28 protein-coding genes and 2 pseudogenes are annotated in these 22,907 nt (G+C 33.1%); 13 read left to right on the forward strand and 17 right to left on the reverse strand.

What is annotated here, in order from left to right; all coding sequences use genetic code 11:
- Positions 1-29: 29 nt before the first annotated feature.
- Positions 30-686, reverse strand: coding sequence for a cyclase family protein (locus tag TVG_RS04620; protein WP_010917116.1), 657 nt, complete (start codon positions 684-686; stop codon positions 30-32).
- 25 nt (positions 687-711) lie between these two features.
- Positions 712-948: a hypothetical protein gene (locus tag TVG_RS04625; RefSeq protein ID WP_010917117.1), complete on the reverse strand. Its 237-nt coding sequence runs from the start codon at positions 946-948 to the stop codon at positions 712-714.
- A 78-nt stretch (positions 949-1,026) separates the two neighbouring features.
- Between TVG_RS04625 and TVG_RS04630 the strand changes: the two genes are divergently transcribed.
- On the forward strand, positions 1,027-1,398 hold the full coding sequence (locus TVG_RS04630) for a DUF2004 domain-containing protein (RefSeq protein ID WP_010917118.1): 372 nt from the start codon (positions 1,027-1,029) through the stop codon (positions 1,396-1,398).
- Between the two features lie 6 nt (positions 1,399-1,404).
- Here the strand turns inward: TVG_RS04630 and pheA are convergent, their stop codons facing one another.
- The 4 genes from pheA to TVG_RS04650 form a co-directional block, all read right to left on the reverse strand.
- Entirely contained in the window at positions 1,405-2,211 is an 807-nt protein-coding gene (gene pheA / locus TVG_RS04635) for a prephenate dehydratase (protein WP_010917119.1), read from the reverse strand.
- Between the two features lie 385 nt (positions 2,212-2,596).
- Positions 2,597-3,541, reverse strand: a complete 945-nt coding sequence (locus TVG_RS08140; RefSeq protein WP_010917120.1) for a glycosyltransferase family 2 protein — start codon at positions 3,539-3,541, stop codon at positions 2,597-2,599.
- Between the two features lie 57 nt (positions 3,542-3,598).
- On the reverse strand, positions 3,599-4,732 hold the full coding sequence (locus tag TVG_RS04645; RefSeq protein ID WP_010917121.1) for a glycosyltransferase family 4 protein: 1,134 nt from the start codon (positions 4,730-4,732) through the stop codon (positions 3,599-3,601).
- 346 nt (positions 4,733-5,078) lie between these two features.
- Positions 5,079-6,182 (reverse strand): glycosyltransferase, encoded by a 1,104-nt coding sequence (locus TVG_RS04650; protein WP_010917122.1) that lies wholly within the window; start codon positions 6,180-6,182, stop codon positions 5,079-5,081.
- Positions 6,183-6,973: 791 nt separating this feature from the next.
- Here TVG_RS04650 and TVG_RS08350 point away from each other — a divergent pair.
- The 4 genes and pseudogenes from TVG_RS08350 (at position 6,974) to TVG_RS08990 (ending at position 8,226) form a co-directional block, all read left to right on the forward strand.
- A complete protein-coding gene (locus TVG_RS08350; RefSeq protein ID WP_010917123.1) occupies positions 6,974-7,150 on the forward strand; it encodes a transposase in 177 nt (58 codons plus the stop codon).
- A gap of 135 nt (positions 7,151-7,285) precedes the next feature.
- Entirely contained in the window at positions 7,286-7,651 is a 366-nt protein-coding gene (locus TVG_RS04655) for a hypothetical protein (RefSeq protein WP_010917124.1), read from the forward strand.
- Between the two features lie 18 nt (positions 7,652-7,669).
- A pseudogene (locus TVG_RS08985) lies at positions 7,670-7,942 on the forward strand (DDE-type integrase/transposase/recombinase); the annotation flags it as partial.
- A gap of 65 nt (positions 7,943-8,007) precedes the next feature.
- Positions 8,008-8,226 carry an integrase core domain-containing protein gene (locus TVG_RS08990; RefSeq protein WP_083755840.1) on the forward strand — a complete coding sequence of 73 codons (219 nt, stop codon included), beginning with the start codon at positions 8,008-8,010 and terminating at the stop codon, positions 8,224-8,226.
- A 23-nt stretch (positions 8,227-8,249) separates the two neighbouring features.
- Here TVG_RS08990 and TVG_RS04665 read toward each other — a convergent pair whose 3' ends face one another.
- Both TVG_RS04665 and TVG_RS08640 read right to left on the reverse strand, forming a co-directional pair.
- The gene (locus tag TVG_RS04665) at positions 8,250-8,867 is read right to left on the reverse strand and encodes a hypothetical protein (protein WP_156769085.1); all 618 of its coding nucleotides are present in this window, start codon (positions 8,865-8,867) and stop codon (positions 8,250-8,252) included.
- Positions 8,803-9,030, reverse strand: coding sequence for a hypothetical protein (locus TVG_RS08640; protein WP_048053995.1), 228 nt, complete (start codon positions 9,028-9,030; stop codon positions 8,803-8,805). The genes TVG_RS04665 and TVG_RS08640 overlap by 65 nt, the downstream gene beginning before the upstream one ends.
- Positions 9,031-9,227: 197 nt before the next feature.
- Between TVG_RS08640 and TVG_RS04675 the strand changes: the two genes are divergently transcribed.
- The 6 genes and pseudogenes from TVG_RS04675 to TVG_RS04695 all read left to right on the forward strand — a co-directional run bounded on the left by TVG_RS04675 (position 9,228) and on the right by TVG_RS04695 (position 13,878).
- Positions 9,228-10,040 carry a glycosyltransferase family 2 protein gene (locus TVG_RS04675; RefSeq protein WP_010917127.1) on the forward strand — a complete coding sequence of 271 codons (813 nt, stop codon included), beginning with the start codon at positions 9,228-9,230 and terminating at the stop codon, positions 10,038-10,040.
- Between the two features lie 507 nt (positions 10,041-10,547).
- A pseudogene (locus TVG_RS08360) lies at positions 10,548-11,486 on the forward strand (IS256 family transposase); the annotation flags it as partial.
- Between the two features lie 56 nt (positions 11,487-11,542).
- On the forward strand, positions 11,543-11,692 hold the full coding sequence (locus TVG_RS08800) for a glycosyltransferase (RefSeq protein ID WP_241760253.1): 150 nt from the start codon (positions 11,543-11,545) through the stop codon (positions 11,690-11,692).
- Between the two features lie 43 nt (positions 11,693-11,735).
- Positions 11,736-12,248, forward strand: coding sequence for a hypothetical protein (locus TVG_RS08525; protein WP_010917129.1), 513 nt, complete (start codon positions 11,736-11,738; stop codon positions 12,246-12,248).
- 436 nt (positions 12,249-12,684) lie between these two features.
- Positions 12,685-13,386, forward strand: a complete 702-nt coding sequence (locus tag TVG_RS04690; protein WP_048053997.1) for a hypothetical protein — start codon at positions 12,685-12,687, stop codon at positions 13,384-13,386.
- 9 nt (positions 13,387-13,395) lie between these two features.
- Positions 13,396-13,878, forward strand: coding sequence for a glycosyltransferase (locus TVG_RS04695; protein ID WP_083755842.1), 483 nt, complete (start codon positions 13,396-13,398; stop codon positions 13,876-13,878).
- Positions 13,879-14,348: 470 nt separating this feature from the next.
- Here TVG_RS04695 and TVG_RS04700 read toward each other — a convergent pair whose 3' ends face one another.
- From TVG_RS04700 to TVG_RS04710, 4 genes are all read right to left on the reverse strand, one after another.
- Positions 14,349-15,224: an FkbM family methyltransferase gene (locus TVG_RS04700; RefSeq protein WP_010917131.1), complete on the reverse strand. Its 876-nt coding sequence runs from the start codon at positions 15,222-15,224 to the stop codon at positions 14,349-14,351.
- A gap of 441 nt (positions 15,225-15,665) precedes the next feature.
- The gene (locus tag TVG_RS08995) at positions 15,666-15,755 is read right to left on the reverse strand and encodes a hypothetical protein (RefSeq protein WP_156769171.1); all 90 of its coding nucleotides are present in this window, start codon (positions 15,753-15,755) and stop codon (positions 15,666-15,668) included.
- 285 nt (positions 15,756-16,040) lie between these two features.
- A complete protein-coding gene (locus TVG_RS04705) occupies positions 16,041-16,265 on the reverse strand; it encodes a hypothetical protein (RefSeq protein WP_156769086.1) in 225 nt (74 codons plus the stop codon).
- Between the two features lie 560 nt (positions 16,266-16,825).
- Complete coding sequence (locus TVG_RS04710; RefSeq protein WP_156769087.1) at positions 16,826-17,002, reverse strand: hypothetical protein; 177 nt, start codon at positions 17,000-17,002, stop codon at positions 16,826-16,828.
- 1,073 nt (positions 17,003-18,075) lie between these two features.
- Here TVG_RS04710 and TVG_RS08145 point away from each other — a divergent pair.
- On the forward strand, positions 18,076-18,393 hold the full coding sequence (locus TVG_RS08145) for a site-specific integrase (protein WP_010917132.1): 318 nt from the start codon (positions 18,076-18,078) through the stop codon (positions 18,391-18,393).
- A gap of 210 nt (positions 18,394-18,603) precedes the next feature.
- Complete coding sequence (locus tag TVG_RS08150; protein WP_052268468.1) at positions 18,604-18,813, forward strand: hypothetical protein; 210 nt, start codon at positions 18,604-18,606, stop codon at positions 18,811-18,813.
- 468 nt (positions 18,814-19,281) lie between these two features.
- Here the strand turns inward: TVG_RS08150 and TVG_RS09000 are convergent, their stop codons facing one another.
- The 5 genes from TVG_RS09000 to TVG_RS08545 all read right to left on the reverse strand — a co-directional run bounded on the left by TVG_RS09000 (position 19,282) and on the right by TVG_RS08545 (position 22,674).
- Positions 19,282-19,422 (reverse strand): aldo/keto reductase, encoded by a 141-nt coding sequence (locus TVG_RS09000; protein WP_156769172.1) that lies wholly within the window; start codon positions 19,420-19,422, stop codon positions 19,282-19,284.
- Between the two features lie 35 nt (positions 19,423-19,457).
- Positions 19,458-19,736 carry an aldo/keto reductase gene (locus tag TVG_RS08905; RefSeq protein WP_083755843.1) on the reverse strand — a complete coding sequence of 93 codons (279 nt, stop codon included), beginning with the start codon at positions 19,734-19,736 and terminating at the stop codon, positions 19,458-19,460.
- Positions 19,737-20,023: 287 nt separating this feature from the next.
- The gene (locus tag TVG_RS08155; RefSeq protein ID WP_010917134.1) at positions 20,024-21,079 is read right to left on the reverse strand and encodes a glycosyltransferase family 2 protein; all 1,056 of its coding nucleotides are present in this window, start codon (positions 21,077-21,079) and stop codon (positions 20,024-20,026) included.
- Between the two features lie 122 nt (positions 21,080-21,201).
- On the reverse strand, positions 21,202-22,332 hold the full coding sequence (locus tag TVG_RS04730; RefSeq protein ID WP_010917135.1) for a glycosyltransferase family 4 protein: 1,131 nt from the start codon (positions 22,330-22,332) through the stop codon (positions 21,202-21,204).
- A 201-nt stretch (positions 22,333-22,533) separates the two neighbouring features.
- Positions 22,534-22,674: a hypothetical protein gene (locus TVG_RS08545; RefSeq protein ID WP_156769089.1), complete on the reverse strand. Its 141-nt coding sequence runs from the start codon at positions 22,672-22,674 to the stop codon at positions 22,534-22,536.
- Positions 22,675-22,907: the final 233 nt, after the last annotated feature.

Here is a 22,907-nt window from a genome sequence, read left to right on the forward strand (position 1 = left end):
TTTTAATATTATATTTTAACGTATCTGCCTTATTCGGTCTCCGCAGCAACTACTCTGGCCATAGAGCCGCTTGTACCCTTTAAGCGGAGCGGCAAAGCTATTATTAAGTACGGCCGGCCTTCTTCCAGCGAATCAAGCCCGTAAAGATCCTCGATTATAGGTATTCCTGACCTTAGCAGTTTCTTGTGTACTCTAAAATCCGTATTTTCGTAAGGTTCTATACCCAGGGTGTCTATTCCGACGGCCTTCACATGTTTTTGTATTAAGAAATCTGCTGCGTCTTCGGATAGACCAGGAAAATCATACTGGAATTCACGTGTATAACCTCTCTTTTTGTACCATCCAGTCTCGATCAATAAGATCGAATTGTTGTAGATGCCCTGCCACTTCTCAGCCAAATGGGTTGATCGAATAGTATGGCCATCAGGGAGGACTTTCAGGCAATACCCTGTTCCAATCAGGGAAGCTAGATCGAGATCGTCCACCGTTGTCCCACCTTCGATCATGTGGGCCGGCGCGTCTATGTGAGTGCCTGTATGCGTTGAAGCCTCGATAATCTCCGCAAGGTAGCCGTCCTTTGGTACAGTTACGATTGGCTTCAACTCCACAGGTGGATTTGATGGCCATACGGGCATATAGGGATAAATCGGTGCGGTCAGATCAAAATAACGATCCACTTTAAACATATACTAAATCACTCTCTAACCTGCATTAGAGGATGTGATGCTTCTTTTCATTTTGCTCCGATCCTTCATCACTCCTCGGTTCGTAAAAATCGACTTTTCCACACTGTGGGCATCTGTATAGGCTGAATGTTTGAGTACTTTCCATCATATCGTTCCAACCTCCCAGAAACATGCCGCCTATTCCAGTGAATCCGCCTACCCTAAACTTCATATCGCCAACTGATTCCATTTCCGAACCACAATTGCTGCATTTCCTTTCCATAAAATTATATGCAAAATTATATTTTAAAACTTTCCCCTTTGACACAAAATTAGTTAATGGATGGATACATGACAACATATGGAACGAGGTTTAGAGATAGCCTTTCAGCCTGTCAATGGAGACGACGCAAAGCTTGCAAAGGCCTTGGCTGCGATCACAGCAAATTATTTCTCGGATACAATGAAGGTAAATTACCGCATATTTTTAGTTGAACTCGATGGCCAGCATTTCTTTCGCATACTATTCGAATCTAAAGAGCTCACAAAGTTTCATATGGAGATGAGGAAAAAATTCATGGAGCAATTCGATAGTGTATCGAAGTGGAGTTACGAAGATGTAATATCGTATTATGAGGAATTGCTTAAGGATGGCAGATGCAAAGACATTGAAATTAAGAGGGTAAAGGAAGAATACGATTTGTGGGAAGACCCAATATGGAAATATATTTAACTGATATCATTGCTTCATAACCGGCCCGATAGCTTTTCTATACTTTCCCAATATTTTTAGTGACACTGTTTTTTGAGAAATTTCGTCCATAGCTTGTTTGGAAAAACCGTTATCGATAAAATCTATATAGAATATGTACGAAAAAGGGTTGAATTTTATCGGCCTAGATTCAATTTTAGTCATGTCAATGCCATATTTTGCCAGCACGTCTACGATCGATGCGAGCGATCCTGGTTTGTTCAATAAGGTAAAAGCAATGGATATTTTATCGCCTTGAGGTTTTGCCAGCCCTTTCTTTGTTATTACAAAGAACCTGGTGAAATTATCATGTTCATTTCCAATATCCCTATCCAATATAGTTAACTTACACGCTGAGGCCGCTTCTTCACTGCATATTACGGCGTGGCCTTTGTTTTGCTCATTAAACAGCTTCTCTATTCCTGCAGTTGTACTAGTTTCTTCTATCACAGCGTATCCGTGTTTTTCTATATAATTTGAACACTGCATGAGAGCCTGGGGGTGAGAATGTACAATTTTGACATCCGCATTGTCGGTCGCTGCAATACAATGCACTACTCTAAGGTAATATTCTTCAATAATTGATACATCTTTAGAGAATAGAAGATCGAGTGTTTGGCCGACCTGGCCTTCCAGCGAATTCTCAACCGGTACAACGGCCCTATCTATTCCTCCTTTTTCTACGGCATCAAATAGATCAAATATGGTTTTAAATGGGACCCCATCGTTATATCCCATTTTCGAGGTAGCTAAGAAAGAATATGACATTTTAGGACCAAGGTATCCAGTACTCATGCGTTTCAGGATTTATTGAGAAATTAAATATTAAGTTTACTGGGTTGAATGATTATGTTAGAGGCTATTTGTGAAAAGAATACAATATTTAGTTTCTGTTATACTGATATAATAGATATATTATATCGGTATCTTTAAAACTAATAGGTCTCTCATAAATGAGCCTGACATAATCTCCTTACACAAAATAGATATCTAATCTCTATTATTTCGAATTCATAGATACTCTATATTGTACTTTTAGATTACAAGAAGCCTTGCGTAGAGGTATGTTGCAGGAGACTAACGTTTTAAAAAAGGAAAACAAGAACGCTCCGGTTTTAATAAGTTACATCAAATCAAACAATTTCCGCGTAATCAAAATCAGATAACGATTCGTAATTTTCTATTCGTTATCCTCTTTTATGGAATCTCTCATCAGGTACTTCTGGACTTTGTAAACGATTGGAACAGGGCCAAATAGTTCGAAAACCCGGATATACTTTAATGGATACGCAATGGGTGAGTCCCAATAATATAGTATGGACATCCACCTGAGGAATTGCGAAAAGCTTATTCTATATGGCTGATTTTTTCCAAGGAGCCGACTAGCAATATTAGCAATGATACTAACTTCCATTATGTGATTGAATATAGCTCGCCTTGTCCCTTTCTTCGAAAAATAATTATAAAGCTCTGTAAAATGAATGACGTCAATAGAGTATGATGATATAGTCTGCTCAAGCCTAACTCTATAAGGAGCAAAAGTGTGTGAACTGCTGGTATGATACCTATATAAGGTTAGTACTTTTTTTCCATTGATTATTTTACCCGATGATTCTAGCGCAAAATAAAACATCATATTGTCTACCGATACCTTTGAATTCTCAAGGAATTCGTGCATCACAACGCTTTTTCTGATGCTTATGGATGATGAATTGAAGCTCAGACCCCTATTTGTTCGGCCTAATTTTTTTCCGGATTCATCTATGTACTCAGCAACGTTATGGTAGTAAACTACATTTGTATTCCTCCTAAATATCTTGTAGACGGTTTCCAGCTTCTGTCGATCGAACATATCGTCATCTTCCAAAAATGATACTATTTCACCTTTTGACACATAAAGCGCTTCAGATATTTTTCCGCCCAGTGATTTGTTTTCACTTATTATTCCTTTAATATTATTTTCTTTAATGAAATTATCTATCGTATCATCCTGAAAATTTTTGATGACTATAATCTCATAATATTCTCTGTCTAATGTTTGATCCAATGCACTTTTTATGGCATCCAATAAAAATTCCTTTCTGTTGTATGCAATTATTATGACGCTTATAAATGGATCTCCCATTAGGTCATCATGACATAACCAATTAATAATGATTCGGAAGATAATAATTATGTTACGCTAATGTTGATTCCTCTGCATTGATATGTAAAGATTTTCTATATTTTTGTAAAGATCTCTTACTACTACAGAGTTATCGTATTTTTCAACAGCGTAGCTGTGCTCGGCATCCGAGATCGCCCTTAGTTCAGCTACTCTATCTATTGCCTTGAGAAGCCTATTGGATAGATCATCGAGAGATAAACTGCTATACTCTAAAAAGCCCTTTTCTGAGAGATCGTCGTAAGTGCCTCTAATTCTCTGAGAGGTAATTATATATTCGCCCGCAGATAAGGCCTCGGCTATAACTGATGGTTGAGCGTCCCATCTTGTGGGATATAAGAATATATCACACTTTCCGTAGAGATCTGCTAGTTCACCTTCACTTAATACTCCATGGTAAGTAAGATTGGGCAATTTATTGTCATTCAATATCTGGGAGTATTCCCCACCTCCAGAAACATTGAATTTTACACCAGTATTTCCTTCAAATTTCTTGCATACTTCAATAAATAGGTCGATGCCCTTTATATATTCTAGTCTTCCTACGAAAAGGACGTTAACAGTGTTGTCTCTAGCCTTTGGTTTAAATTGGGAAGTTTCTACACCAATTATCCCTGTAAAATAGCGCTTTCCCATCAATTTTCCGATACCTTTGGATTTAGGGAATAAATGGAATGCGTCTATTCCTCTGTATACTAGGCCGGATCGCACAAGCAATGCAAGTATTCTGTTATAGGTATTATCAAATGCAAACTGGGCGTGATTGCTTCCTATTATCAACTTCCCTTTGAAAAGTGGCCAGTACTCGTTTTTAAAGAGATAGACTACGTCAAGCTCTCCTATCGATCTTAACTTTTTAATGTTAAGCACTTTCGTTATTCTTATCAGCAAGGGAAGAATCAGAGCGTATATCGGCTTAGTTATCCGATGCATCCTTAAAAACGATATACAGTGCTCGTAATCTTTAATAGTTACGACATTCTTAATGCCGATACGATCCAGTACGTCGTTAGGCAAGCGCTGGACTTTATAAAACTGAGATTGGACTATTACTAATTGATGATCAGTATTGTATTTAACATAATTTAAAAGAGTTTTCTCTATGCCTGCACCAAGAGAAACGTTGGTATTCGTAAAGAGGGCAATTTTCATTCTGTTTTGAATGAAACCGTATTATTATAATATTTTTCTCCTTCTAAATTCACCGAAGAAAAACGATCTTCTAATTACGATTGGATCGGTTTACTCAATAATAATGTTGGAGATCATTTTTATAATATACAGCCATAAATCAGTTTAACGCTATTAACTACGACGTATTGACACGGACATCTAATATACGTAAGGGTATGTGCCATTTTAATTATAACAACTAATTCTATATTAAATCTATAGAGTTAATATCGATGTGATCATTAGTCTCGTACTATGCGATATTTAATATTGTAAGTTTTGATTTAAGAGTGATGAAATTCTTCAATAGTATACGAAAATGCTTTCATAGAAACTTTTGGAGGTCTTTTTCTAATCTTTCGCCTACATTTTCAGGAGAAAATCTGATAACGGAAGTTCTGCAAGATTCCTTGATTTCGTTGTCTTTTTCTCTTTCTAAGGCTTTTCTGCATGCATCCAATAACTCCTCATATGTGCTGATGAATGTAACGTTTTCATTGCCTGCTAGTTCTAGGCTGGGGCCCTGCTTATTGTAAGTTATTACAGGTGTTCCGCATGCAAGCGATTCAAAAGGTATTAGGCCTAAAGCTTCGTAATTGTATAGGAATAGAGTGGCTGAAGCGCCGCTGAGGACCTTAACCATTGTATTTTCATCAAGATAGCCGAGGTTTTTTACACCCTCGAGGTTAAGGGGCCCGTATGCCACTAGAGGTATGCCGTCCTTGGCTAGCCTCTTCACCATTTCTCTTCCGTTAATATCCGATGAAAGACTTACCGTTGGGACTGCTATGTATTTATCTGCTGTATACGGTTCTCCTGGTTTGAACAGATCCGTATCTATGACGTACAAAACGTCCTGAACGTATAGGCCGTAAAGATACTCAAACAATGTTTTAGTCCACGTTGAATTTGCAAAGAATCCGTCGAACTCCTCGAATCTCGATCGTTCAAAGAACTTGAGAAAGCCGTAAAATGGGGAAAAGACAATGTTCCTTAACATTGAGTTCTTCTCAGGGTATCGTTCCATTGAGACGACACCGTGATCGTGGAGTTCCATAACAAGCAGCAGTACCTTAGCCCTTGAATTTTTCTTTATGTACTGTGGCAGCCAGTGGCCCTCGTTGGCAATAACGAACACGATATCGTATTCCCCATTGTCCGTTATAAACTTTGCAAGTTCTTTCGCTTTTTTCCTAAGAAACTGGTAATTTAAGGAGAAACGTACACCGAAATGGCCTTGATCTATGATCTTGATATATTTTAGTTCAGCAGGCCTGATGTAATCTTCAACTGATTCCTTGGTCCTCTGCGTTATGGTATGAATGAACAATGTTACGCTATTTAGACGGGAGAGGGCCCGTGCAAGAGAAAAAGCCAAACGATTGCCTTCGATCTTATGGACATAAGGTACTACTATTGCTATCTTCACTTTAAAAGTATACCTTAACTTTATATTTCATTTTCCTCCCATTAATGCAGTATAACTATTGTTATACAGCATACTGTTATTGCATTACCTCCTATGAAATAAGAAATCCATAGGGATGAGTGATTAGAGTATGCAGGTCGATGACAAGAAGCAACGACATATACTTCACTTTGGTTAGTATAAGCAAAAAGATGTTATTCCTTCGTGTTCAAGGATCCAAGCATTCTATTGCGTAATCTCCAGATCAAATTTCATCAATTATTGCGGTTAAGAATGCCGAGGATCACATGAACAAGCGTTTAGGGCGAATTTACTTAAATTTACCTTTAAAATAGTTATTCTTAAGAACATTGGATGTAGATGAGGTGGATTGCAATGAGGATGCCTTGGGGCTATTAGATAAGATCTTAAGTTTGTTCCGCATAACTATCTCGAATCTTCACATCCCTTATTTTGCATAGATATAACCGGTACGCACGTTATATTCTGTTGCACGCTTATTACTAACTTTTTACCAGTTTTCATACACCAGGGTTGTGATAAACTCCTGCTTCTTTGACAATTCCATACTTTCACTCCATTCAATATTGGATTCTCTATCCTTCAAATAAACATTATACACGGTGTTCAATATGATCAATGCCTCTGTCCCTGATATTCCTATACTATTTATTTTACATTCCAGCATTGACAGTATTACATATGTAAATAGCATATTTTGTGAAATGTTTCACGCATCTCTGGACAAATCGTGAAATTAATTAAGATACACTTCGTTCCATGTCCATAAAATGCCAGAAAGAAAGGTATATAAACCGGAAGAGAAACTGAAAATTGTACTGCAAGGCCTGAGCGGAACCATCTCAGTTTCGGATCTGTGCAGAAAATATGATATCAAGTCTGCAAGGTTTTACTCGTGGAAGGAGAAACTAATGAGGAGTTCTGCTGATATATTCGAAGACAGGTAGAGAAAAGGTGTACCTGCAGATAAACGCATTGACGATCTGAAAGAGGAGAATGCAAGGCTAAAGGAGACCATTTCCGAGATTGTAGAGGAGAACCTTGAGATCAAAAAAGTATAGAAGCATCTTTCAGGGGAGGGGATGGACATGAGGTCACTGTTCCATGACATCCACCGGACTGTCATGAATGCCATGGAAAGGGCAGGATATTCAGGAAAAGCAACACTGAAGATCCTTCGCACACCAAGGTCCTGGTACTATGTACAGCTTGATTTCTCACCCCTCCTGGACGGAAGGTTCAACTCCTTCGCTGTCAGGGAGGATGATGAGTGGATCGTTATAGGATACAGGCGTAAACAACCGGAAATGTCATTCAGGGAGATTGCATACACACTCATTGATGAGGATCTTACATATCTCTCCCCTCAATCAGTTTACAGAATATTGAAGAAGCACGATCTCATAACAGAATGGCACATGAAGACCTGGCCATCCACAAGACCGTAAAAGGCGAAGAGACCTGACGAAAGATGGCAGACAGACATTATGTACATCAAGATAAATGGAAGATTCTTCTATCTTCTGATCTTCATAGACGAATATTCCAGGTACATAGTGCATCATTCACTGCTGATATCTATGGATGTCGATTCCATATCCATGGAGGCACAGAGAGCAATCGACACACTGAGAAAATCATCACTTGCAGAACCTGTTATACAGAGCGATAACGGTTCATCATTCATCGCAATGGAGTTCAAACATGTCCTGAGGGAGAATCATCTCACTCAAAAACTCATAAGGCCTCACACACAAGAAAACAACGCGATCGTTGAAAGAGCCAACAAGACCATGCGAGAGTCTTGGTACCTGTCATACAGACTGATTACGAACAGGCGAAATCCGAAATCTCCGGTATCGTTCAGCACTACAATAACGAAAGAAGACATTCCGCACTGCAGTATCTCACACCGATACAGTATTACAGGGGCGATCCTAAAATACTCCTGGCAGTGAGGGAGGCAAAGATAGAGAAGGCAAAAGTATTGAGGAGGGAAGCAAATATGAAAGAAAGGAAATGAGGTGAAGAGACAGGAACCGTTTCTTAATTATTTTCCTGATCTATCCAGAAGTGTGAGAAACAGTACACTTCTGGATAGTAGACCATTTTGTATACTGTATTCACGTCGTTTATGTTGCCCTCGAATACTTTGTTAACGACAGGTATTCCATACTTTCCGTTCATTATCATCGCGATGTTTATCTGGAGTTTGTTGAGTTTCCCATCCTTGTTGTGCCCAAAGAATGCAAGAGGACAGCATTTGCCTTCAAAATATATCGGGGTGATATCGTAGAAGTAGGTGTCGTCTTCTTTGCCGAACAGTTTCAGTGCGTTTCCGTATAGTTGTATCGAGATCCTGTACAGGTGGTCGGTGTTCTTTTCCTCATAGTAGAGTTTGTTCATTAGGTACTGCTGCGTGTTATCTGTTATGCGCTCGGGGTCAAAGTTCATGGATAATGGCAGATGGGTCTTCTTTACCCAATTTGTTGAGTTCGCAGATGTTGGTTTATAATCTAATAGTTTATGCGACGTTGTAAGAAAGAATTCAAGACCTAACGACAGTCCTTGCCTCCTTGGAACGTATGTGTTTACCACGTCAAACAGGTTGATGGCCTCCGCCGGCCTTATAAAGTAGTGCAGCACCTTCGAAATCGTATGCATGAAGAAGCAACTCCTTGGTTATCGGTTTGGCGTCAGGTTCCTTTCGTGGATCTGTCCGACCATAATACTTCAGCACACGTTGCCTTACTTTTCTTTCTTTTGTGCGATACCCTTCGACTTCCATCCATGTAATATTAAATGCCTCTGACCTCTTTTGATACAATGTAGCTCATAGTCTCCCTTTGTTATATTAAAGTTAATACAATAAGATTATTATGCCTTTCAGTATGGAAAGAGCAGTATATCGAGAGGAAGCGTGTGTTGTATTAAACTTTTATCTGAACTCAATTCAAAGACTCAGGTATGTAAGATAAGAACAACAGTTTTTAATATTTGTTATAGATAAAGATAACTACGAAATTGAATAATGATATTTCTATAGCTGCATTAATAGTGACATATAATCCAGATAAGAGACTGATAGAAAGTTTAACAAAATTGGAAAAACTTGTTGATTTTGTTGTTATTGTAGATAATAATTCCAATAAAAGTCCGGTTCTTGATTACATAAGTAATAATATCTTTAATGACCGATACCTAATTCAATTGGAAGATAATCTTGGTATAGCCTATGCATTAAATACCGGTATTAAATATATCTTGGAGAAAGGGCATTATGACTACATACTAACACTGGACCAGGATACAGTTCCTTTAATAGATGATATTAAAGAGTTAATAAAAAGAGCAAATTCTATTTACAGCAATATAGGGATTATTGCGCTAATATCGAAAATGGACCCTAAAATTCCAGAATTCACGGATGTTAAATTTCCAATGACAAGTGGAAACATTGTAAAATCAGAGATATTTAAGTATATTAAATACAGGGAAGAGTTCTTTATAGATTCCGTAGATTTCGACTTTGATTATAATGTAAGAATGCATGGATACCGTATTATACAATACAACTACAGGGCTATAGACCATAATGTAGGAATTACCAAAAATGGATTTCCATATGAATCAAGCGAAAGACTTTACTATATAATCAGGAATTCTACTGTGCTTTTCGGTGAGAATAAGATAACCTTTAGAATGTACATATTTCAAGCTTTTTACTGGATTACCATGGGTTTAATTCATTGGGAAATTTTAAAGACTGCTAAATCAAGTGTAAAAGGGTTTAAAGATGGTGTAAATAAAAAATTAGGTAAAAATAATGATATTTAATATTTTTAATGAATTTATATTTGGCAATATGAAAAATCTAGAAATATGGCAACTTAAGTGAAGGAATTAATACATATCTATTACACTTTTGTACGGAATCAACAATAAACGAATATAAAAAAATAAGCAAAGAACTAAACTCATTAAGATCCAAACTGATTTGTTTTTTAGCCTTGTGAATTACAGCAATAATCTCTATATTTCAAACAATCCTAAAAAATTAACGAATTCTATATTAGCTTTAAAAATAAGGAACGGATTATACAATGAATGAAAGAAACACTTAAAGCTATACTAAATACAGGTTAATTCAAACCACCGACCTCTTAGAAACAAAATTATATATATGTTTTTAATAAAAGGTTAATGAAAGCTATAATTGCTGGTATCTCCGGTCAAGATGGTTATTTTCTTTCACAACTTTTGTTGCCGAAAGGTTAGGAGGTACGCGGAATACTCAGACGTAACAGCTCAATGACATAGGGTACAGTCGATCTTCTTCCAGAAAATTTCCATACAAAATCAATAGAACCATACAATAGATCAATAGGAATAGAGGATCTTATAGTATAAATGTATTTCAATGGCATATCTACAAGGGGAATAGCGGTATAATAGAGGATATATTAGGAAATAAATACTCTAAATCCACTGTATCAAGAATAACAGATTTAACTATAGAAGAGGTTTATAAATTTGTTAACAGGTCATTAAATAAAAAGTATATAGCAATATTGTTAGATGGCTTATTCTTCTATTTAAGAAGGGGGATGTTGATAAGGAACCTGTAGTATTTGCATTAGGAATTAAAGAAACAGGAGAGTATGAAGTATTAGGATTCTATTTAACAGTAAAAGAATCACATAATACATACAAAGATGTATTGGAGGATCTTTATAGCAGGGGATTAAAGGAGCTATTATTGATTGTAGCAGATGGAATAAAGAATTTAGATGAGGAAGTCATGGAAATATATAATAGATCAGAATTCCAGTTATGCACTATACATTATTTAAGGGGATTAAAATCTGATGTAAGAAAAAAGGATGCTGATGATATTACTAATGATGGAGATAAAATGTTTAAATGTGATAATAAGGAAGAAGCTATAATAAAATTCAATGAATTTAAAAATAAATAGAAGAATAAATATCCAAAGTAATATCCAATACAGAGAAAAACCTTGAAAAGCTACTAAGGTTCTATAATTATTCTCCAAGCATAAGAAAATTACTGAAATCAACCAATGCTATAGAAAAATTAAGTGAAGAAATAAGAAAGAGGATAGATACTATATCATGATTCCATAATAAGGATTCAGCAATGAAGGAATTCCATTTTAAGTCAATATAATTTAATTCAAAGCATGCATTAGGGAAAATGAACGAATATTATAAATGCCAGTACGAAATAAAGGAAATGTACAATAAGAGGTATCCCCTATAAATAGACAAAATTCCCGATAGAATCAAATTATAAAAATATTAATAAGCTTATAATTAATGCATTCAGAAAAGGGTAATATGGTTATATCAGTAATAATAATAGCATATAACGGAAAAAAATATATATTAGATGCAGTAAAAAGCGCATTAAATCAGACGTTAGATAAAAAATATTATGAGATAATAGTTATAGAAAAATTACAATGATGATAAAATAGATTATTTTATAAATAAAAATAATATAAAAAATATGTTCAGCAATGATAACTCACTTTCGGGAAAGATATATGATACACTTAAAATAACAAATGGAAATGTAGTATCATTTTTAGAGGATGATGATTTATTTACAAGTAATAAACTTGAAATTGTATTTAACTTATTTAAAAACGAAAATGCTTGTTATTATCATAATGCTTCAGAAATAGTAGATAAATTTGGGCATTCTTTAAATATAAAAAATACTGATCCATATTTTAATTCATCATCAATATCTATACGAAAAGATATTATATATAGAGATATAATAAAGGAGATTCCGAAAGGCGTAAATACCGTATTATATATCAATGCGTTAGACTCTGGTAAAGAGATTGTAAACGGTTATGAGGCTTTAACATATTACAGGGCTCATAAAAGTGAAACGCATTTTACTGGATCATTAGAAGAAATTGCATCATCAGATTTAAATCTGGCTAAATTAGCAGTTGCATCATTCGAAATTTTATATAAAAGGTTGATAAATAAAAACAGAAAACAGTAGAGATAAGTTAATGTCATATACAATAGACGCTAAACTTAAGGCAAATTTGTTGAGCAGGTATTTAACGAAAAATAATATATATTTTATAGGGAATGAAGATATTAAATCTTGGTTATTTTATAATAATGAGAAATTTTTACGTGGAGTTAAATCATTTTTTATAAAATATCCATGCTAATTTTATTATCAATGCCCTCATTTATTATAAAATATGCAATAGAGCCTTTCATAAATCAAAAATATATTAAGAGCAAAATAGGCTTTAATTAATATCAAATTACTCTTATAAATTTTTATCTTTTTAACTTAATTTTCCTTTTGGGATATACCAAATTGATTTTTTTGTATAATACCGCATCATTTACCCGATTACATGTAATTGCAGTAGACCATAAAAATATTTAAAAACAAACAACCAATGAGTGTTTGTAAAAATATGAAAGATAATAAAATGAAGCTCAATATTTATGATGTGGTTTTTGTTTTGCCAAGACCTAGTATTACTTATCCATCAGGTGGCTATGATATTGTTTACAGGCTTGCTAAAGCACTTAACAAGGAAGGTATAAGAACCTCTATCATTTTTTTAGAGAAGCCAGAAATTTATATAGAGAATTATAATGTTAGTCAACATGTAAAGAATGAGAATAGATGGTATAGATTGATTGTATATTTATTTCGCTTATTATTTAACGTTAAGAGAATTGATTTGTTCTATAAATTACGACTATATAAACTCCTAGGAGTTGATTATAATTATTCTATTTTAGATGATATTGATTTATATTATTATGAAACTATTGAAGATGTTAAAATTAAAATAAATATCATTATAGCCACTTCATGGGAAACTGCTTATTTCGTTAGGGAATATGTTAAAAAGCATAAAATCGAAACGCTATACCTTGTCCAGCATAGTCAAGATGATGTCTCTTTTAGCGGAGAGAATTCCAACAATGCAAAATTTACATATACTTTTCCATTTAAAAAAATTGTCATAAACCAAAAAATGTATAACAGGTTTAAGGCGGAAAAACCATTGTTTTTCCATGTCGGTATTGATACTCAATTCTTTAAAAAGCTAACAAAAACTAATGATAGGGAATACATTATGTTTCCATTAAGAATAAGTGAATAGAAAGGCTCAATATATGCTATTGAATGCATTAGAAAATTATTGCAGAATAATGAAAGTATAAAAATCACGGCATTCGGAGATTATAAATTGGATGAAATACCGGCAGATATAAGGAACGAGATAATTTATTATTACAGGCTATCCAGAAAAGTTTTGCTTGGCCTGTATAACAAAAGTATTATTTTTGTCTTGCCTTCTATAGTCGAGGGAATGCCATCGCCACCTCTGGAAGCGATGGCATGTGGTTGTGCTGTAGTTGTAACTGACAACGGAGGAGTAAATGAATATATTAAAGATGGCTTAAATGGCATTGTGTGCCCTGTGAGAGATTCTTATTGTTTGTATCAAAAGGTTATATTGTTAATCAATAACAAAGCTTTAAGGGAGCAAATGATTCAAGACGGATTGGAAACAGCTAAAGAATTTAGCTATGATAACATGAATAAAAATTTTATTAGGTTAATTGAAGAAGTTCAAAGAAGAAAATCTTAAGATAAATAGTATTACTACTTGTATGAATTCTCTTTTCTATATTCCATATATAATTTTAATTTCTCCATTATTGCTATAATTCACTTTGTTGGACTATCTAAACGATCGTGATCTGTTCCCCTTTAATTCTGGACAGTTTTGTATAATGATTTTAACCATAACACCATTATGGCAATGATCAGGGGGCACTATTAGTTCCATGTGGCATGATCCACCCTATTAAGTATGTATTTCTTTTTTCATGTTCAAGTATAATAATATATATTGCACAAATGTACCGATAATAAGCAAGGCTGTTGGAACATAGAAAAAGATTGTATTAACTGTAGACCATATAATGTGGAATAGACATAGCTAAGAAGAAGTTTGATTACTGTATTATAGAGGAATTTTCTTATAATATTCAAGCTTTTTGTCTTACGATTTAGGATTAGACCATTACACTTATTATGTCCTGTAAATATGTTTATTCATACACCTGATTTTGCATAGATATAACCCATACGCATGTTATGTTCTGTTGCATCTTTATTAAATAGTTTTACAGGTTTAGTATAAGTTACAGTGAATCCGGCTTCTTCAAGTTTATCCTTTAATTTTTCATAACCGTAGTGGTACTCGATTTCTATTCTTTCAAATTTCTTTAACGTATCGTTATCCTCCTTGAGTAAATTATACTCACAGCCCTCGCAATCCATCTTTAGAACAGCCTTATCTATTTGGTAATCACTCAACAACGTTTTTAAAGACAATATTTTAATATCCATGCCATCGGTGAATGATCTTAAATTAATAGTACCGGGGTTTTTAAAATCAGGATCTACCTTTATAGTACCATCTTGACCGTAACCCGCATTTAATAATATTATTTTATCTTGTAGATCGTAGTTTTTGATATTTTTTAATGCTATGTTATAGGAGTACGGATATGGTTCCAAAGCGATAACTTTTTTTGCGTTATTTAATGCAAAATATATGGATGAATCGCCAATATTGGCACCTATATCAATGACAGTTTCATTTTCAACTCTGAGGAAAGCGTAAATTTCGAATCCAAAAACACCTGCAGCGTCACCGATGGGGTATTCGAACATTATGTTATGACCATTATAAGTGAATTTTATACTATTGCCTTCTAAATTCACATTATAAATGTGATCATTCCTAGTGGTAAATAGCACAGAATACGCGTATGCCAAATCGTGATTTAAATATGTTGAATTTCCATTTTGCAATATAACCTTAATTCTATCTCTTCCTCTCCAAACGTTCCACATAACGCCCATATAGTTCCTATATGCCTCTTTGTATCTTTTTATCGTACGCATCATATCTTTCATTCCCATTTTCAATCCTACCCTTTACCTTTTTATAAGATGTGACAAAGATCCTCTATTTATTTTTTTTCATAACACGATGTGTACTTGTTTATCGCTTGTTATTTCCTTTCCTTAGGTTCAATAGATGCTATTTTTTCTTACATTCACTGTATCTCTTCTTGAAATATATTTGCAGAGCTACCTTACGTCCTCAACCATTGTGTTGTCAAGAATATGCAGTTTGCTCTTAAGTACATAACGTATACTGAAATTTTTCCTAAAATTTACCAATTAATAGTTTAGCTGTATTGGGCTTCAATCTTATTTAATGATTCCTAATGGTTATAAAATCAGATCTTTTCATTCCTAATTCAAGCATCTCGATAATGGAATAATCTATCATATATCTAACTTGTTCTTAAAATCATAAATTAAGGGATGTTTCGTATCTGTAATTGAAAGCAGAAGTCAAATTGATTGGTTAAGACCTATTGTATTGATATCTTTCCTTATTAATGATTGAAGAATTGCATATCCGTAATTGAACCTTGCATTTATAGGATCAGTTACTCAATATTCCACTAATATTATTTATTCTTCCCAGATTGGAAATTGAATTCATGTGCCAATTCATTTAATATTTTTGGGATAATTGAGAAATAAGAAGATGCATCGCAACAATCATAAGTCGTTAGGTTTTTTGTCTTTATAATACGATCTCTCATACTCATTTTTAATCTCTATCGTATCTATATTGTAAAAATTTGAAGGAATAGCCAGTAAATTCATAGATGAATACACGACTGTATACGTGAATTGCGTTACACTATCATATGCAATGATTCAACAATTTGTTCTGAATCTCAACGGCTTTACATTTAAAAAAGGTGTAAACACAGTAAACAATACATTTGTCGATCCAGCAACAACGACGAGGTAAGCAACATAATCGTACAGTATGACATAAATATAACTAATAATGAATTCTACCCTTACAACGTAGGCGTATTTTGCAATATGTGATGCAGGAAGCTCGATGATAGTTCGCGCCGATTCCAATACTATCACGAATAATACCTTTGTAAAGGTTAACTCTACAGCGAACAATTCGCCCATAAAATATGGAGATCCTTCGTCTATCCCTAATATACTATGGCATTGAATTTAATTAGGTTGGTCTACCGGCAAATACGTCCTGAACGTTGTTAATGGAACTACATACAACACGAAAAATTCATCCGTTATATTTATAAAGGTTCCCAACGATCCTACAAAGCGACATAAATAGGATAAAACTTTATATCTAGCACAGATAACTTGATATCACCATACGTTGCGATTAATCTTCCCTTAGCCTTATCTCCAGGGTATACGGTACCATTTAAAGAAGATCGGTCTGCCCAAAAAATACAGATGTTTCGTCACATTAAATAGAATAACCAAAAACAGCACGAATCAATATGTAAACTTTACAGCATAAAATGTGGCTTACATATACTCCATTGAATTGGCTAAGGTTATTACACACGGGATCGATTGCTGTTAATTGTAATGCTGTAACGATACTGAAACTTGATATCATATCACGTACAAGATTACATTCACGGATCCGGCATCTTCCATGCTGGCTAGTACTCCTGAATCCTGGCCATGCTTATTGTATCGATTGTTTCCATGGATGCTTCTTTGGTTACTTCATCCATGTTACCTAATGTTACCATGAGTTCTAAAGAGGTAACATGGGCATGGTAACATTTCTTAACAGATCCGCTATTATAGGCATTTTCCTGAATGGAAACATGCAAAGGAAACACGTTGCCACATATTGTCCCATGCATATGTCCCATTTACTCCGAACACACCAGCAGAACCAAAATTATACGCAATTTCCTATGTTGCAATTAGTGTTGCAACGGTTGCAACATGGTCACCATGAAAAAGCCAGCGTTCGTTAGAAGACCCTCTATTTTAGGCATTTTCCGATGTTGCAACTGGTGTTGCAACAGTTGCAACATAGTGTTGCATATTCATTTTATCCTATATTATCCTAATTCCATATTTTAATTTTCATATCCATATTTTATTTTATTGCAACATGATCGGTTGCAACATGTTGCAATCGGCCTTAATTCATGATACCGATCATATGGATTTTTGATCCCATTTCCCCGATAATGACCTTTCAGTTTTTCTAAAATTTTTATTCTGTACGGTCTGTGATTCATGGTTGTCATGATAATTTTCTTCCACATCAATTAGTACATCTTAAACTTTAAAACCAACAGGATATGATTTTATGTAAAATAGTTGACTTTAATATAAATAGGTGTCTTTCGAACATGTTTAAAACCATTTTCCGATGGCATCGATATTAAAATATTGTCTTTGAAATGCAAGAATGATATATATTGAAATGGAATGCAAAGACCTAAAATTATCCTTCAAAAAATTTGTACCGTAATTAAAGTTATACGTAAAGAAGAGAAAAATTTAATTCATGATCAGTATGTTACGACTTAAAAATTTCTTATTACATATATTTGATATATACTCCATTGTATATTTTGCAACCAATTTGTAATACTATTAACAAGCTTCCATTAGATACATATCTTTTACTTTCCACAGTAAGCGGAAGCAAGGAATGCAACATTGCATTTTGTTGATGAAATCAAGATAACAGGCATAGCGGTGTTCAAGAAATTATTTTATTTGACAAAGGTAAGGGTTATTTACAGTAATTTGCAGGATATGTTCCTTAATCAGGAAAAATGATATTATAAAAATGCTATTGAATTTCAAGAAGAAATATATGGGTCCGACTTTTGTTGATTATGAAACCGTTATGAAAAGGTTTTATAAATGGTAATTTGGCACATTGCCAGATTATATTGAAAATTTAAAGGTCAGGAAGCCAAGCCGTGATAAGAAGATAAGTCTGATTACCAGGACAGGTGTCGATGAAATAATTAGAAACTGCAACAATGCCAGGGATAAGGCAATTATATCCATTTTATATTATTCAGGGTGCAGGGTAAGTGAAATATTATCTTTAAAAATATCCGATATTGTTTATGAAGAATATTGTGTGATATCGCATTTTCATGGCAAAACAGGTAATAGAATCTTGGGAATAATAGGCTATTCTACAGCATATTTAAGGGATTATATAAAAATAAAATATGATGGGGATTAATACCTTTTTACGTGGCAACAGGGAGATACAATGCATAAGCGATTACATTATTACGCAGTAAGAAAATTATTTTTTAATGTTAAAAAACGTGCAGGAATAGATAAAAGGATGTATCCACATTTGTTCAGGCATACAAGAGCTTCGTTGCTAGCTTCTAAAGTTACCGAAGTATCTTTGGAAAATCAGATGGTATGAATTAATGAAAGCTAGATGGCTGTAATATATGTGTATTTATCTGGAATGGATCAGGATGACGCAATTCTTAAAGCTTATGGAATTGTTGTAAAAGAAGATAAAATAATAGTAGAGAAATCCAATATAATACTGGATATGACAAAGAAGATAATGGAGAAATCACAGGATGCTTTTAAATCGCAATTAATAGAAAATATATTGGAGGAAATTTTAAAAAGATCCTGAATTGTTAGAAAAATTTAGAAATGAAATAAACAAATAAATATTCAGTAATATTTTAGCTCCTATTATTAATAGACTAAGACAACACATATCTATTAATGAATAGATTTATTGCAATAATGGTGTATTCCTTTAAAAACACAGAAAAACCAATGGTAATCATATATCTATGACATAGAAAAATACCTTAAAGCCTGACACAGATGCTTTAGATAAACAAAAACACAGTATAAAAAGAGAGATTCTAATGTAATTTCAAAAATAAAAATATCAAGTATATGATTCTATAAATATGACCATACTATTAGAAATAGCCTTCTCCACATTATTACCAGTGATGGTCAATTTATATTATTTCCCGAAAATGAATATACCTTTTTAATTTATCAATTATATTTATACGACAATATGCTAATCCGCATAGCATCTTTGATCCAGGGCATTTTATGCATAATTCCTGAGGTATTTTTATTATTTTATCCTCCATATATTTCCATGTGAAATGGGGCTGTATATAATAATTGCTATATTATTATTCTTGCAGTAATCATAAAGCCCTGACCTTTCTATATCCCTTGCAATTATACTATACTCAACCTGATCAAATGTAATTTCATATTTTTCGTAGAACTCTGTGCATTTTCAGCTTACTTTGCAGAGAAATTGTTAATACCTATATTCTTAATTTTGCCCTCGTCCATTAATTCCTCCGTTGCCTTCATTGTTTCTCCAATGAGTACATCTGGATTTGGCCAGTTAAACTGGTAAAGATCTAAATAATCGATACCCAGCTTGTTTAAGCTAGCTTCGCGCGCTTTCATCAAATCATCGTAGCGGAAATGGTTTGCCCATACCTTGCCTGCTATAAAAAGATCATCCCTTTTATAATCTCTTATTGCTTCCCTATTATTGGCTCTGTGCCATATATTTCAGCTTTATCAATAAAATTCACTCACCGGGGTCTAACATATTTGTTTCTAATACATCCGAAAGCAATAAAAATCATATTTTACGTTATTCGTATATATATTTCCTTGTCTCATGCTTTTTATTTGAATTGTTATTATTACTAACAGATATTATTTCATATAAATCGCAATCAGTATAATTTAAAATATTATTTAAATTTAGTGTGTCTTTTACAGATATAATTATAGAAATTCCTTCCATTAAATGTTTATCTTTTATAAAATAATAAATTTTTTTATTATTTTTATATGGTATTTAAAAGAAATGATATATACAAAAATATTTTTGTTGAAAGTTTTTTAGAAATAAATTTACCAAATAATACTAAAATAAACGCACCTGAAAGATAAATACTTTTTCTCATTGTTACAAACTTAAAGAATAATTTAATATCGTTTATATTAATTTCATATTCGTTTAATAAATATAATTGTGATTTCCGAGCTGATATTGTAAGTTTGAGATAATCACATAATGGTTGTTTATTATCATAGAAATTATATAAATTATTCTTAATACAAAATTCATTAAATATATATACAATAGCATTTAAAGTTTCTTTGGCAATAGTAAAATTTTTATTTTTGAAGTTTTTTATTTCTAAATCACAAGAGGTGTTGGACCATGAATTATGGATAAACCAAATTGATAAGGGTTTATCATATATCAAAATTTCTTTTGAGGTATCTGATTTGCCTGAAAGACAAAAAAAGAAACACATATCATGTGCTATTCTTATATTTTCCAAAATGTCTAAGCAATCATTAAAATATGATTTTCTTATTGTAATAGCTGACATATTGAAGGCTATTAATTTTTTACTTATAAGATAATTGATGGTTTTAATATTGTTCAATTCGATTAATTTTAGAAATATTTTTTTATTTTTCTTGTTTTCACTATAATCTATTTCAAATAATCTATTATTGGTTTTAATAAAATTATTATGATAATAAACAAGATTTGGATTACTAATAAAAATATCATAAACTTCCCTTAATTTATTTGGAAAAAATAAATCATCGTCTTCTAAAAATGATACTATTTCACCTTTTGACACATAAAGCGCTTCAGATATTTTTCCGCCCAGTGATTTGTTTTCACTTATTATTCCTTTAATATTATTTTCTTTAATGAAATTATCTATCGTATCATCCTGAAAATTTTTGATGACAATAATTTCATAATATTCTCTGTCTAATGTTTGATTCAATGCACTTTTTATGGCATCCAATAAAAATTCCTTTCTGTTGTATGCAATTATTATGACGCTTATGTATGGTAATTTTTCATTCTCCATTTAAATAGTTATATATTTTATACATATAAAATTTATTACTAGATACACATCACAAATTGAAAGGTAAGATGGGTATTACAATGTTATAAATTTTATAACATAAAAATTATTGAAATCATTGCTTATTTAAGAACATTCATTAAGATTCTACAGTGTCTTTCCCAAGTATATTCTCTGGTTATATTTAATAAGTTGTTCTGTAGTTTTTCATAATTGATTTCATTATTATTTTCCAATATAAAATTGGATATTTTGTTAATATCATTTTTATCTACAATATACCCACCACCATATTTTGTAATTATATCAGAAATTCCCAATGTGGAATCTATAATCACAGGTGTAAGATGCGAGATAGCGAATACTGTAGCGGTTCCCAGACCGTACTCCTTGGTACCACCAAATCTAATTACAAATTTTGAAGAAGCATATAATTCATCAAGTTCTTCATCAGGCATATTATCATTTATGATAACTTTTTCCTGTAAATTTCTTTTATATACATTATTTTTAAAATCTTCAAATTCAGATTTTAGATTCCATCTTCCAATAAAATAAAGTTTAAAATCAGGTATAGCTTCGATAATATCTAAATAAGTATCGGGTGATCTGTCCTTGCCCCAAGTAGACGTTGCAAGGATTATATTATCCCTTTCATGAAAGTTTTTAGTTTTTTGTAATGTCATTCCTACTAAATCTGGTTCACATTTAAATCCATATATAGATGTTACATTATTGGCAATTTTCTCGGTTACAGCAAAAATTTTATCTGCATTTTTTAAAACGTCTCTCTCCATTTTAGTAGCTATTTTACCTAATACAGGAACATTATACTTACCATTAACATGTTCGTGCATCATTACAGAGTATGGAATTCCCAGCTTTCTCTTAATTTTTAGACCAGCCAATCCAGCCCACTGGTCGTGACATATTATATAATCCGCGTCCCCCTTTTTAACAGATCTTGCAAATTTATTTATAAGGTTATAATCAACTGTGCCTTCTCCTCTTCTATCAAGCATAAATAGGCCTGTTATAAATGAGTATATGAGTTTCGGTTTATAGTTTTCACCTGAAAATATTTCATAATCTATATCCTCAAGTTTATTTAAAAGATTCCTGCCACTTTCCGTTGCTCTCAAAAAAACAAGTTTGACTTTATACCCCATTTTAGTTAATTGTTTTGCCTCAGCTATTGCTATTTTCTGTGCTCCTGCAGTCCATAGAATTCTAACCAAAATTATTATCTTCATTTTGGTGTGTATAAATATTTAATATAAAATTTTATGCATTTCGTTATTGGCTGTGTACATAATTCTGTGTAAATATAAACCCCGGTTATTAATGCAAGGATCATTAAGGAACATATGAAAGAGTCCCTTTTGAGTAAGAAGACAGTAAAACAGTGAACACAACCATACGAAATTACACTTTATACGTGTCTTACAATTATATTAAAATTTGATGACTTCATAGGCGGTGTTTTCAAGGATTTCGCAATTATCTGACATGAGGCGCCACTCCATCCCTATGTGGTTGAATTCATCCACTGTCTGAATCACTATTACATCTCCTGGAGATAATTTTACATTCATCAACTTTCCCTTATTGCATAGATGATTCTTATTGTTGAAATAACTATCCGTATAGAAGTAAAACAAAGTTCCGTGAATGACCTCAATTTCATTCTTATCAATGCAGGTATGGAGGCGTGCCATAAATGAGAAAACCTGGGAATTTTTATTTTCTGGTAGGTACAGCATTATAACGAACAAATACATATAGGAATTATTAACCGGAAGCAGTGTTCAGCCTGTCAGTTAAAGGT

Source organism: Thermoplasma volcanium GSS1 (genome assembly GCF_000011185.1).
Taxonomy (GTDB): Archaea; Thermoplasmatota; Thermoplasmata; order Thermoplasmatales; family Thermoplasmataceae; genus Thermoplasma; species Thermoplasma volcanium.